At 62.4% G+C, this 12,385-nt stretch carries 10 protein-coding genes and 1 pseudogene; 4 read left to right on the top strand and 7 right to left on the bottom strand.

All coding sequences use genetic code 11. The annotated features are described in order from the left end of the window. Window positions 1–507: 507 nt before the first annotated feature. The 3 genes from ABC977_RS17525 to ABC977_RS17535 form a co-directional block, all read right to left on the bottom strand. Window positions 508–945 (bottom strand): MOSC domain-containing protein, encoded by a 438-nt coding sequence (locus ABC977_RS17525; RefSeq protein ID WP_369668569.1) that lies wholly within the window; start codon window positions 943–945, stop codon window positions 508–510. Window positions 946–1,785: 840 nt separating this feature from the next. Next, window positions 1,786–2,811 (bottom strand): hydroxylamine oxidation protein HaoB, encoded by a 1,026-nt coding sequence (haoB, locus tag ABC977_RS17530; protein WP_369668570.1) that lies wholly within the window; start codon window positions 2,809–2,811, stop codon window positions 1,786–1,788. After that, the gene (locus tag ABC977_RS17535) at window positions 2,808–4,400 is read right to left on the bottom strand and encodes a multiheme c-type cytochrome (RefSeq protein ID WP_369668571.1); all 1,593 of its coding nucleotides are present in this window, start codon (window positions 4,398–4,400) and stop codon (window positions 2,808–2,810) included. Before ABC977_RS17535 ends, haoB begins: the two co-directional genes overlap by 4 nt. A 334-nt stretch (window positions 4,401–4,734) precedes the next feature. Between ABC977_RS17535 and pdxR the strand changes: the two genes are divergently transcribed. Further along, a complete protein-coding gene (pdxR, locus tag ABC977_RS17540; RefSeq protein ID WP_369668572.1) occupies window positions 4,735–6,261 on the top strand; it encodes a MocR-like pyridoxine biosynthesis transcription factor PdxR in 1,527 nt (508 codons plus the stop codon). A gap of 1 nt (window position 6,262) precedes the next feature. On the opposite strand, the gene ABC977_RS17545 is transcribed toward pdxR, so the two are convergent. Further along, window positions 6,263–6,814, bottom strand: coding sequence for a dioxygenase family protein (locus ABC977_RS17545; protein ID WP_369668573.1), 552 nt, complete (start codon window positions 6,812–6,814; stop codon window positions 6,263–6,265). A 658-nt stretch (window positions 6,815–7,472) separates the two neighbouring features. On the opposite strand from ABC977_RS17545, the gene ABC977_RS17550 reads away from it, so the two are divergent. Next, entirely contained in the window at window positions 7,473–7,898 is a 426-nt protein-coding gene (locus ABC977_RS17550) for a hypothetical protein (protein ID WP_369668574.1), read from the top strand. A 167-nt stretch (window positions 7,899–8,065) separates the two neighbouring features. Here ABC977_RS17550 and ABC977_RS17555 read toward each other — a convergent pair. Then, window positions 8,066–8,128: pseudogene (locus ABC977_RS17555) on the bottom strand (hypothetical protein); the annotation flags it as partial. Window positions 8,129–8,534: 406 nt separating this feature from the next. Between ABC977_RS17555 and ABC977_RS17560 the strand changes: the two are divergent. Both ABC977_RS17560 and ABC977_RS17565 read left to right on the top strand, forming a co-directional pair. Then, window positions 8,535–9,899, top strand: coding sequence for an FAD-dependent oxidoreductase (locus tag ABC977_RS17560; RefSeq protein WP_369668575.1), 1,365 nt, complete (start codon window positions 8,535–8,537; stop codon window positions 9,897–9,899). Next, on the top strand, window positions 9,896–10,066 hold the full coding sequence (locus tag ABC977_RS17565) for a hypothetical protein (RefSeq protein WP_369668576.1): 171 nt from the start codon (window positions 9,896–9,898) through the stop codon (window positions 10,064–10,066). Before ABC977_RS17560 ends, ABC977_RS17565 begins: the two co-directional genes overlap by 4 nt. A 296-nt stretch (window positions 10,067–10,362) precedes the next feature. On the opposite strand, the gene ABC977_RS17570 is transcribed toward ABC977_RS17565, so the two are convergent. Both ABC977_RS17570 and ABC977_RS17575 read right to left on the bottom strand, forming a co-directional pair. Beyond that, window positions 10,363–11,013, bottom strand: coding sequence for an SCO family protein (locus tag ABC977_RS17570; protein ID WP_369668577.1), 651 nt, complete (start codon window positions 11,011–11,013; stop codon window positions 10,363–10,365). A gap of 163 nt (window positions 11,014–11,176) precedes the next feature. Then, window positions 11,177–11,680: a copper chaperone PCu(A)C gene (locus ABC977_RS17575; protein ID WP_369668578.1), complete on the bottom strand. Its 504-nt coding sequence runs from the start codon at window positions 11,678–11,680 to the stop codon at window positions 11,177–11,179. Window positions 11,681–12,385: the final 705 nt, after the last annotated feature.

A 12,385-nucleotide genomic window follows, 5' to 3' on the forward strand; every position in this document is an offset into this window, starting at 1 on the left:
CCTCAGTAGGAGATACCCGCACCGGCGGATCCATCCGGTTTCCCGTTCTGAGCAACGGGCATGCCACGGCACCAGCCAGGTGTGCCGCGTGCGCTCGAGGGAGATGATGGGATTGCCGGCGGGCGGCGTCGAATCGCGTTGTCAGCGGCGCGCAGCGCCGGTGGGATCGGCCGTGACAGGGGGCAGCCGGGCAAACCGGCCTTGGTTCAGCGCGACAGATTGTCCCAGCCCGGCCGTACCACTGGGCCAATGTGTCTCATCGCTGACGCGCCGCGCCTCGAGCGCCGCGCCACTTACGCTGAACGCCAGCCAAGACTATAGGCTATAGCGGTCAAGGAGTTGAAAAAGGAGTTTTAAAGGGATTCTGAAAAATTGCCATCCGGGCAGTTTTCAAGACGCGAAGCGAAAACGCGATTTCCGCTTCAGTCCATTTTCAATCGCTTAGGCGACTGAAAATGGCGGGGCATCCTTGCCCCGCGCGGGCACCTTGAATTTTTCAAGGTGCCCTTAAGCGCGTGTTAAATCGCCCTGCCAGATCACCATATCGCCGGGTTGAACCACTCCCTCGGTGATGACTCTTGTATAGAGTCGGCTCCATCCTGGGTGAACCTTTTGCGAGATCCGTTTGATACTGTGGTGTTTGAACGACTCCGCGATCTTGGCGCATGGTGAAGCAAAGCCGGTAATCTCCAGTTCAACCCACTCGCCGACCCGAAGCTGGTCGCCGACATTGATGACTGCCCAGTCCAGGCCACTGATTGTGAGGTTCTCTCCTGTTGTGCCTGGCGCAATCGGATGGCCCTCAGACTTCAAGGCTTCGATCAGTTCGAGCGAAAAGAGCGACACTGCCCGCTGAGGGCCGCCGTGGTGCCTCAGGTCGCGCTGTTTGTCGCCTGACACACCGTTGATCGTCACTTTGGCCCGCTCAACCGCGTTCTTGGGCACACCGCCCTCGGGGTTGACATTGACTTGAACAACCCTTCCCGTTTGTGAACGTACCCTCATGCTCCCGACCCTCACCGTACAACACCGTCAAAGACGCACGAAGCAAATGCCTCGGGCACGCGACAGTGCGTACCCAAGCTCGTAATCCTACAAGACTCAGGCAGGCGGCGTCGGATGTCTGCCGCATCACGGGCTTGTTTGCCTGCGGCAGCAAGGAACTGACTAACGTTTTCGAGTAGTTCGGCGACTAAGCCGCTAGCCGACACAAAAGAACCGCCTTTCCCAATTCTGCCGGAGGCGATCCCGGCATTCCGTGGTGAGACCGCGTGCGTCGTGTCATCGTATACCAGTTGCGCGCTGCGACGCACCGCATAACTCTCATCATTCTACCCATATGCCCGAATCCGTGGCGTGAATGACGTATGGGCGTGCTCTCGGAAAATGACGATACCGGATATCACAGGCGAATAGGCTGCGAGGGGAAGCGCCGCGGCGCTGAATTGGTTCGCGAAACGGGTCGAATGTGAGAATCTACCGGAACCTGACAATAGGATACCGCCGCACCAGCGCGCGGAGCTGGATACATGGCCCGCGACCGGATTCAGAGGCCAGCCAGTTGTCTGTGGTTCACGGAACCAGGTCAATGAAATCGACCGATGCCCACCATCAGTAGCAGCCAGGATGTCAGTGTTCGGCTGCGTTGGCCGCTGCTGTTCCTGAGGCCGGCCCCACGGCAGACGTGAAGACAACCGCGCCGATCAGGTCATCGGGGTCAGGCTGATGGAACCAAACGATGGCTTGCATCACCGGTTTGCTCCCGCAGCGAAGATGCGATGGGAGCTATTGGTATATTTCACTCGCGGCATGGCTTTCGGTACTGACTCCCCGGCCTTGCTGTGCCAGCCTATAGACCCAAAATCCGCCCTGCTGATAGACCGGTTCCAGGTCTTGCGACATCATCACTTTCGATGTGCTGAAGGGCAACGCTTGTGCCAGCAGGGTCCGCGTCGTGGGCTCATCGGTCAGGTATTGCACCCGGAAACTTCGAAGCGAGGATTCGGCGATCGTATAGCCCGGGTAATCATGTACGCGCAGCCATTCCTTGACCCGGCCGATCAGTCCATGGGTCTGGCCGGTATTGGCAAAGTCGCGATAACCGGTCCCGAAACGCTCGGGGTACAGAGCACCCATTTTGTAAGCGTCGGCGACGTGTAGCACGAGATAGCTGGGCCGATTGCCCGACAAGGCACGCAACTGCTCCGCGCCAGTCGATTCATTCTGCAACAGGGCTTCGGTGAAACGCATGAATGCTTCGGTCGAGCCGCCGTCTTGCCAGAAGTTGCGTTCGGTGGTTTGAATGGCGGAACGGATTCCACTCCAATGGTGAGGCAGTAGTAGCGGTTCGCCCAGGTGGGTTTCGAACAGCGTCTCGCGACCGCTGAGTAGTTCGAGCTGCCGCGAAACATCCCACCAGGCGAGGATGAGCGCATCGTCCGGCGTGTGCACGGTAATTGCCCGGGCGAGGTCGCGCAGCTCGGCCAGCGACGCGGTCTGGGTGATGACCGGCTCGGTGGTAAGGTTTTGCCATTCCAGGAGCAAGGGCTTACCTTCCCGATCCGAACCGATCAAGACTCGAGCGAGGGGGAAGTCCGTTTCCGGGGCATGGATCTCGTAGCGCTGGATCGGCAACTCCGGCCAATCATCCAAAGCCAGATCCTGGAATTCTCCCGCCACGCCCTCCTCAACGAACTCGTATCGATGCCCTTCCGCGTCCGGTCTGGCCAGTGACCCGGCCACCCAGGCCAGAATCACAAGCCCGGCCGTCAGCAGAGCGATACCGGCGGCGCGAGTGGCTCCGATGCTCATGACCGATCGCTGGGTGTGCGGCGCCGCGAACTCGCCACAGAGGCAACGCCCAGCCCCAGCAGAATCATTCCCAGGGCGCCGAAGGATGCCTGCTTGGCGGGGGTATCCAGCGAGAACCAAGCGGTCGTCTGCGCCGCCTTGAGATCAGCGAGATCGGCTTTCAGTGCTGCCATTTCACGCAGTTGGGTATCGGCGTCGTTGATCCGCGCGGTGCGCTTCAGCAGTTGCGACCAGCCGTCGGTGTAGGTCCAGCCGCCAGGGTTGACGTGAGCCAATCCCTTGTAGTGCTTGATCAAGTCCTGCTCCCACATTTCGGCATATTCTCGCTCGACCGCCGAGGGGTTGTTACCCTTGGCCCAGAACAGCTGGAAGAAGCCACCAGGAGCGTCCTCTTCCGGGGCCGGAGGGGCCGGGCGGTTGCTCTCTTGCCCCGGCAATAGCCCATCGGCGTGTAGTTGCTCGATGACCTTTTTCGCGTCCTGCTCGACGATCAGCCCTTGCTTGATTCCTTCATCCATCAGCTCCAGATAGGCATTCGCGAAGCTTACCGAATGGCAAGTCGAGCAGGTGGCAACCCAGGCCCCGCGCCGCTCTTCGAACCAAGGGTGATCGAGATTATCGGCGATCGCCGGCGTGGGATTGAACGCCCAGCGCACCTTCTGTACCATGTTATGGCTGAACTTGCCGCGGTATTCCATGTGGCAACTCTGACAGGTCGGGAAGGACTGACCCGCCGCCATGGAGTCGGCGACCGGCACACTCCAATCGACACTGTGACCGAGGGTCTTATACAAGATGCCATGCTTGGATAGCAGGTAATTCTCGTACTCGTTGTGGTCGACGCCATTGTGGCAGACCGAACAGGCTTCCGGCTTGCGTGCCTGTTCGACGGAGAATTCGTGGCGGGAATGGCAGTTGGTGCAGGAGTTCTGGTTGGTGTGGCACATGGTGCAACCCTCGGCCACCTCGCGCTGCGGCATCGCCGCCCAAATGGCGGTCTCGACGTTGGCGTGGTAATCCAGCGCGTGCGAAGGCCGGCCCTTGGGCCATTGATCCTGCGGCCAGTCCAGGGTGTCGCGTTCCGATTCGCGCTCGGCGAACTCCTGCAAATGGCAGGCACCACAGACTGCAGCATCCGGCAGGCGCAGATCCTTGGCATGGTCCCCGTGCGTGGCCCCGACGGAGACATGGCAGTCGATGCAGCCGACCTCCTTCAGGGGGACATCCTCGGCCAGCTTACCCAGCGAGCGCAGATTGCGCTCGACCTCGGCGAGGCGGTCCTTTTTGTAGGCGCGCGGATCATCATCCGGCAGTTGTCGGATCTGGTCCAAATCGGTATGCGCACTGGCGCCCCAGGAGTGTACCCATCCAGGAGAAACGCCAGTGTGGCAGTCAACGCACTGTTGCCGGGTTGCCGTCATTAGCACAGTTTGCGGCGGCTCGTAGAACAGGCTCGGATTGAGATATCGGCTGAACGGAATGGGCTCCCAGAAATCGGCGTACTTGCCTTTGCCATAGCCTTGTTCCGGGTCGTAGTAGCGCTCGACCAGAGCATCGTAAAGCGTCTTGGGCTCGGCGCCGCGATCCACACCGAGATTGTCGAATAGGGCCTGGGGTATCTCCGCCCGTGCGCCGCCCACAGCCAGCAATATCAGGATTGCCAATGCACTGCGCCATACCGAATGGGTCATCATCTTCGGTTTCCTCCCGGTGCCGTTGTGCGGAAACGAGCTTCGAATCGATCTGTATGCACACTCTGGGTGCCTCGCGTTGCTATGGGTAGTACCACGCGGTAAAAAAAACACGGCGCCGGTGGCACCGGTTTCGATCGTTCGCCTGGTACCAGATCTCGTCGGCCGCGTGGTACTAACGCGGGTTTTCCTAGGCGTGCTTTAGCAGAGAGAAGTATCCAGGAGAGTAACCATGCAACTTTCCATTCGCGTTGATCCCGATGCTCCGCACAGTCTGCAGCAGCAGTTGTTCGATACGATCCGACGCCTGATTCTGGACGGGCGGTTAAGGCCTGGCTCGGCCATGCCCGGCAGCCGGGCGTTCAGCGAACAGCTCGGAGTCTCGCGCAATACGGTATTGCTGGTTTATGAGCGGCTGATTGCCGAAGGGTATTTGCAGACCCGGCCCGCGGTCGGCACCTTTGTCAATCGCAGCCTACCCGAGCAATCCCTGTGCCTGCCGCGGAATCCTGTGTTCGCCTCGCCGGAACCGACCGCGCGCGCGCCTCGTTTTCGGTCACCGCGGGTTCCGATCCGCGCCCAGGCGGTAGTCAATCCCAATCGTCATCGTTTAGCGATCGATTTCTGGGTGGGGCGGCCCGATCCTCATACTTTCCCGACCAAGGCCTGGCGGCGGCGCCTGCTGCACCATCTGAGCATCGGCGGTCAGCCGCTCACCGAGTACGGCGATCCCTCCGGCTTGTCCGCCCTGCGCCGTGCGATCGCTGACTACCTCGGTCCTGCACGTGGCATCAACACCGGTCCCGAACGTATCGTGATCGTGGCCGGTATCCAGCAGGCGCTCAATATCGCCGCTCGGCTTTTGGTCCACGATGGTGCGACGGTGGTGCTGGAATGTCCCTGTTACCAAGGTGCCGCGTATGTGTTCGAGCACCATGGTGCGCACCTCCGGCCGGTCCCCGTCGACGAGCACGGCCTGATGAGCGAACGGTTGCCCGCGACCCCCGTAAGCTTGGCCTATGTGACCCCATCGCACCAGTATCCCCTGGGCGGAACACTGTCGCTCGAGCGCCGGATTCGCTTGCTGGAGTGGGCCGAGGAGACCGGCGCCTATATCGTCGAGGACGATTACGACAGTGATTTCCGGCATGCCGGCTCGCCGCTGACCGCTGTGGCCGGACTGGACCCACAGGGCGGTGTGATCTATCTGGGAACGTTTTCCAAATCCATCGGTGCCGGCCTCCGACTCGGCTACATGGTGCTGCCGGAAGAACTGGTGGAACCGGCGCGCACCCTCAAGGCGCTGCTTGACAACGGCAACCCGTGGCTGGACCAAGCCGTTTTGGCCGACTTCATCGCCAGCGGCAGCTATGATCGCCATCTGCGCCGCATTCGCCAGTTGTATCGTCGCCGCCGCGACTGCCTCGTGGAGTCGCTGCGCGCGCACTTCGGTGCGGTTCGCCTGAGCGGTCTCGAAGGCGGCATGCATGCCGTCTGGCACTTGCCGACAGAGTACCCGAGTGCCCCGGAATTGCAGGCCCTAGCGCTGGAGGCCGGGGTCGGGGTCTATGCTCTGGATGGTGGAGGCGCGATCGATTTCGACCGGACCAACTACCGGGAACGGACCCTGCTGCTGGGGTATTCCTCGCTGAGCGAGACGGAGATCCGCGAAGGAGTCGCGCGCTTGGCGCGAGCATTCAACGGTCCGAATCAGTTACGAACGGGCATGGTTGGCGACCATCCATCCGCAGCGGCATGACCTACCTCAGCACGAAGTCGAAACCGGCCCGCAGCGGATCATTCCCGGCCTTCAGCGTGACCAGCAGCTCTGGCCGATACAGCCAGTCGCGCCGGTTCTGCGGCTCGTCCGGAAAGTACAGCTGGGTGATCAGCGGCCGCTGCCCCGTTACCGCGACCACCACATGGATATGCCGGGTACGACCCGGATACAGACCCGGCACCAGGGTCTCCAGCCGGTATTCGCCCCGCTCGTCGCTGTACTGGTGACCGCGCAGCCGGTAGCCGCGGTTGTCGTAGACACCCTCGGCGTCGGCTTGCCAGAAATCCAGCAGCGCGCCGCCCAGCGGCCGGCAGTCGCGATCCAGCACCCGGCCACTCAGCAGCAGACGGTCGCCGACAAGATCGGGCTCCATCAACGATACCCGCTGTGGCGAACCGGCAGTGTAGAAGGGTCCGGCGGTCTGCGACAGCGTGGGTTCGTCGGCACATTCGGGCGTTACGGCCAGCGCGTCGCCCAGCCGAGCGATGCCCAACAGCACCAGCCCGGACCGGACGAAATGGCGGCGGTTCATGGAGGGACTCCTATTAGTGAGGGTATATTCGCTCGGATCTGTTACTTGGCAGTCCAACCTCAGTTCATGACTGAGCGCGGCGCCGGAAATCGAGACCGCCGCGCCGCCGCACAGAAACAGCGGATAGGAAATCCAAGCCGCCTCGAGGGTCCAGGCTGGCGCTGAGACAAGTCGTTGATGGAGGCGGGGTGTGATAACTCAAGGCCCGGAAACATGGCGGAGCGACCTCGCGCGACGCCCGTGGCAGGCCGAAGCGGCGCGCTGGAGCGGGGTTTGGGGTTGTGCCGGACGGAGGCGAGACCAGGGCGCTCGACACCGCCTCCCGAAGGAGACGGCAAATACCTGGAGATACGCTGATCGAATTCGAGCTCGGGCTGAGCGATAGGGGCCCCGGCTCCCATGATGCCCCAGATCACACAAAACTCCCCAGGGGGAGGCGACATTCATCCTCACACTGGGGGCAAGCGAACAGGACTGAATCCTGTCAACTCTATCGCATCGGCTGCATGCCAGGGGCACGCCCATCATCTGGTGAAAAACGACCGGCCGGGACACAAATAGCTACAACTGGGTCACACAGTCGCGGCGTGACATCAGTAAGACGCTCGGAATATCGAGCGTGCGCCAACCCCCTTGCCGCAGAAAGAGAGGTGACGGAATGAACGGCAAGACGAGAAGTGCACCGGGACTGCCGGGCTGGGCTAAGACCCTGATGACCCTGGTGTTGATCGTCTGCGTGGGCGCACTGCTGTGGGCTCAACTCCCTCGGGGCGCCTTCTCGACAGACCTGTCGCGCATCGGCCAGGGCACCCCGGCACTGGTGGTGGCCCGTGACAAGAATTACCTTGCCGGCGCCGAGGTCATGGACCTTCTAAATCGGATTCGGCCGGACTACAAGGACAAGGTCGAGTTTCTGGCGGTCCACCTCGGGCATCCGGATGGGCAGGCCTTCGCCCGGAGGTTTGGCATGGTCGACGCCACCGTGATCCTGTTTAGCGCGGATGGGACGCCGCTGGCAAAATTCGCGATCCCGCAGACGACTGCCCAGATACGGGATGCACTGGATGCCGCCAATATCCGGTAGGCATTCGAGACTGAATTGACAGAAACAGCGGCCGAGTCGTTGGTCAGCCGGCCTTTGAACCCCTTTGGCAAGATCGCGATTCGGGCACGCGCCCCCTTGGCGAACCATTCTTCAGGCGTCCAGGTGTGGAGTGCCAGGGCGTGTATGCCACCCGCGAACTCGGCGCTCCGGGTGCGATTGAGCAGGCGGTGGCGGACGACCAGGGGCTGGTCGGTGAAGGATTCGCTCACGACCAAGGTCCCGGCATGGCCTTTGGTCCTCGATCAGGCGCACTACGTCCTAATCTTGACCTGAACACCCTCAGTGTCTGGGCTGCGGCTGGCACGCAGGGGAGTGTCTAGCAAGGCCTGGCGGGGCTTTGGGCTGATCGCGGTTCGGAAGAGGCGAAGATGGCCATCGCTATGGGCCAGCTCTGCAAGGCCCGGCCCAGCAGGTATGGACGAAGTGGCTGGATCTGGGTGCTCAGGGTACCGTCGAGGCAGTGGCATGGGCCGCTGAGAAGTCGTACGGGGGTTCTACCGGTGGTGGGGGTTTTGGCTTAGGCTCTCGTGTCGTAATGACCAATATCTATCGCCGTTGTTAGTGGCGCGGTTCAGGATCATTTCGATCACCACATTAATACCGGAGAGAAGGACGATGGATTTTAAACGTTATCGTTGCGGCACTTGCGCGCATATCTACGACGAAGCTATGGGTGACCCGATTCACGGGGCGGCCCAGGGGACTCGATTTGAAGACCTTCCGGAGGAATGGTTTTGTTCGGTTTGTGGCGATCCTCGCGAAAGCTTTGAATTTGCCGGTCTGTCCGAGCATGCGCAGGCCGTTGGCGAACGCAACGAAGACCAGGAAGGCGATCACATTGTGATTGTCGGTGCTGGGATCGGCGGTTGGTCCATCGCCGAGCGACTGCGCCAGAATGGTGCCAAAGGCCCCATCACCATCGTCACGAAAGATGATGGTGACTACTACTACAAGCCGCACCTGTCCGTGTCCGTTACCAGCAAGTCACGTGGTGACCTGGTCATTGCCAGAGGGCCGGAGCGCGCGCAGTTGCTGGACGTGGACTTGCGGGCACGGACCCAGGTGCTTGGACTCGATCGTAAGAAGAAACGTTTGTTGATCAACAAAGGCAAGGTCGACTTCGGGAGGTTGGACTACGGCAAGTTGGTGCTTGCGACGGGCGCGGTGCCGTTCCGTCTCTACGATCGTCGTATCCAGCAGCATCTCCATCAGCTGAATGACCTGGATCAGTTCGAGTCACTGACGGAGTTGCTGAACAGCGGTAGCAAGCGGGTACTGATTCTGGGTGCCGGCTTGATCGGATGTGAATTGGGCGATCACCTTGCTCGTGCCGGGCATGAGGTCGCGATCAACGATAAAGCCCCGCATTTGCTGTCGTCCGTGGTGTCCGAGGGTGTTTCCACCTGCGTTCACGATCGATACGTGCAGAACGGGATCGAGTTTGTACTCGGCACCGCGATCAAGGATGTCGCCAAAGGAGACGGCGGGCTGCAGATCCAATTCGAGGATGGGCGCACCATGGAACGCGACGTCGTGATCTCGGCGATCGGCCTGAAGCCCAACGTCGAGCTTGCGGCGCGAGCGGCCCTTGATGTCGGCAAGGGTATCAAGGTCGATGACACCATGCGTACCAGCGACCCGGATATCTACGCTGTCGGTGATTGTGCTGAACACAAGGGGCAGGTGTTTTCATTCGTCGAGTGTATCAATCGCCAGGTTGCCGTGATCGTGGATCAGCTTTGTGGTGAAGGCAAGCAGACCTTCGACTCACGTATGTGTATAGGAAGCATAACCGCCTTCCTGCCTGTTGGCAGTTCCTGTTTGCGCCCCAATCGTGCCGGTTCGGGCAATAATGTGGAGTCTTCCAATCCTCCCGGACAACTCGCCAAGGTGGTAACACTACCGACCGAGGTGAACGATGACGACGGAGGGAAAGCGAAGCCCTTGAGCTTGAGCGCGACGGGGTCCGTAAGCGGATGAACAAGCTGGGCCTGGTGGTGAAGGGGAAGAAACGGTTCGTGGTGACGACGGACAGCAAGCACGCGCTGTCGGTGGCAGAGAACGGGTTGAACCGGGATCTTGCGGCGATGGACAAGAATCGGGTACGCGCGTGCCGGGTCTCAGGACTCACATTGCACGTCCGATGACCATGCGCGGGACTCGCGACGGGGCCCTCGGAGCCTCCTGAACCCCGCAGCGCCAGTCCGAGAATCTCGTGCTCACCCTCCCCGCCCTCGAAGCAACCACCGCATCGAGGTCTGCACCTCCCTCGGGCGAGAGGCGGATGCGGCGCAGGCGCCGTCGGTTGGAGGAGGCCGGCAATCATCGAGGAGGTTGCGGCCACCAGCCGGACGATCGTCTGGGCACCCGTGGGGAACTGTCGGCGCGCCGCGACGTAACGGTGCGGGAACGCGCAGCGCCGTACCCGCTGCCGGCGTGCGGATCAGCCGGCGAGGACGGTCCGCAGCTCCTCGACGACCTCGCCCGCGGCGACGCCGTGGTGGAGCAACGAGTGGACCGTGCCGTCGGGCCCGACGACGAATGTCGTCGCCGAGTGATCCATCGTGTATTCCAACGCCGAGTTCTCGAGCGGGACCTTCCCGTAAAAAAACCGGTACGCCTCGGCGACGTCGGCGATCTGCTCCGGGGTGCCGGTCAGACCGATGAAATCGGGATGGAAGTACCGGGTGTACTGCTGCATCCGCTCCGGTGTGTCGCGCTCCGGGTCGATCGAAACGAACAATACCTGGACCCGCTCGCGCTCGCCCTCCTCCAGCTGCCGCAGGGCGCCGGCGAGTACGCCGAGCGCGGTGGGACAGACGTCCGGACACGCCGTGAAACCGAAGTAGATGAGTACCGCCTTACCGCGGTAATCGGCAAGCGCCACCGGCCCGTTCGCCGACTGCAGTTGGAAATCGCCGCCGAGCCCCGGGTAGCCCTGCCCGGAGGTCGGCTGCTCGCCGCTGCGGGTGGCGTACAGGCCGGCGAGCACCGCGAGAGCGGTCGCCGCCACGAGCGCCGCGACGATCGCCAGAATCCTCGGCCTCGCACCGGGGCCGGTACGCACGGCCTGGTTTTCGCTGCTGGTGGTCATGTTTGCCTCACCTCGTTTGCTGTCGGCGCGGGACCCGCCGGAAACGCGAGTTCGTTCCGCTCTCCCAAGACCGACGGCACCCCGACGCGCGGGACGGTCTGCACCGGCGCGTCGTGCCTGCGCGAATTGCCTCGTCGACAACGGGACGTCAGGATTCGTTCATCTAGTGCCCCGAATGCCCGCCTCCCTGGCCTGGGACGCCTTCCACGGCACGGACCGGGGCCGTGAAGGATTGCTCTGAGCCATCCTCGAACTCGACGGTGAGCTCGACGTCCTCACCGGGGACCAGATCCCGCCCAAGGCCGATCAGCATCACATGCAGACCGCCCGGCTCGAGCTTCGTCTCTCCGAGCGCGGGTACCTCGATGCTCTCCACGCGACGCATCGTCATCATGCCCCGCTCCTCGACGTGGCTGTGTAGCTCCACGACCTTCGAGGCGGCGCTCCGCGCGCCGACAACGGCATGGGCGTCGCCCGCGTTGTTGCGCAGAACCATGAATGCCGCGCTGTTCGGCTGCCCGGGCGGCACGGCCCGGACATAGGGATCCTCGACGGCCACGTCGGCGGCGGCGTCGGCCATTGCCTGCGGCGCGGCGATGAGAGCCACCACCGTGGCCATGGCGGCAAAGGCAGCCGAGACGGCGGCTGTCGTAAATCCATTCAACATAATCCCGTACCTCCACAATCATCTTCCGGACACGGAGCAGCGGAGCCCTCCGGATCCCTTGCTCTGAGACGACACGGCCGGTAACGGACGCGAAAACGGGTCCCCGCCGGCGGATAGGAACATTCGAGCCGCCTTGAGGGTCCAGGCTGGGGCTCCGATAGGGCGCTAGTGGAGGTGGGATGCAATAAAGTCAAGGCGCGGAAACGTGGCGGAGCGACCTCGCGCGACGCCCGTTGCCGGCCGAGTTGCCCGCGGTGAGCGGCGGATCTTCGGGACCAGGGTGGAGAGCCATCCCGTTGGTGGCCGGCAGGATCTGAGCTCCGTAGAGGATCTTGTTTTCGGCCAGGGCATCACCGAGGCTGGCATCGGCTGGGTAGATACTGATTCCGTGCTGCGCGAGCTCGCGCAGGCGACCGCGCGGCGCTCGAGGCGCGGCGCGTCAGCGATGAGACACATTGGCCCAGTGGTACGGCCGGGCTGGGACAATCTGTCGCGCTGAACCAAGGCCGGTTTGCCCGGCTGCCCCTTCTACGGCCGACCCCGCCCGCGCTGCGCTCCCCTGACAACGCAATTCGGCCCGGTACGGCGGCAATCCGAGCATCTCCCTCGAGCGCATGCGGCACACCTGGCTGGTGCCGTGGCATGCCCGTTGCTCAGAACGGGAGACCGGATGGATCCGCCGGTGCGGGTATCTCCTACTTGAGA

The organism is Thioalkalicoccus limnaeus (genome assembly GCF_041197575.1).
GTDB classification, from domain to species: Bacteria; Pseudomonadota; Gammaproteobacteria; order Chromatiales; family Chromatiaceae; genus Thioalkalicoccus; species Thioalkalicoccus limnaeus.

Coding starts and splice junctions, on each gene's coding strand:
- haoB (WP_369668570.1), bottom strand. CDS start 2,811: ATGAGCATCGGAGCCACTCGCGCCGCCGGTATCGCTCTGCTGACGGCC.
- pdxR (WP_369668572.1), top strand. CDS start 4,735: ATGCAACTTTCCATTCGCGTTGATCCCGATGCTCCGCACAGTCTGCAG.
- ABC977_RS17545 (WP_369668573.1), bottom strand. CDS start 6,814: ATGAACCGCCGCCATTTCGTCCGGTCCGGGCTGGTGCTGTTGGGCATC.
- ABC977_RS17550 (WP_369668574.1), top strand. CDS start 7,473: ATGAACGGCAAGACGAGAAGTGCACCGGGACTGCCGGGCTGGGCTAAG.
- ABC977_RS17560 (WP_369668575.1), top strand. CDS start 8,535: ATGGATTTTAAACGTTATCGTTGCGGCACTTGCGCGCATATCTACGAC.
- ABC977_RS17565 (WP_369668576.1), top strand. CDS start 9,896: ATGAACAAGCTGGGCCTGGTGGTGAAGGGGAAGAAACGGTTCGTGGTG.
- ABC977_RS17570 (WP_369668577.1), bottom strand. CDS start 11,013: ATGACCACCAGCAGCGAAAACCAGGCCGTGCGTACCGGCCCCGGTGCG.
- ABC977_RS17575 (WP_369668578.1), bottom strand. CDS start 11,680: ATGTTGAATGGATTTACGACAGCCGCCGTCTCGGCTGCCTTTGCCGCC.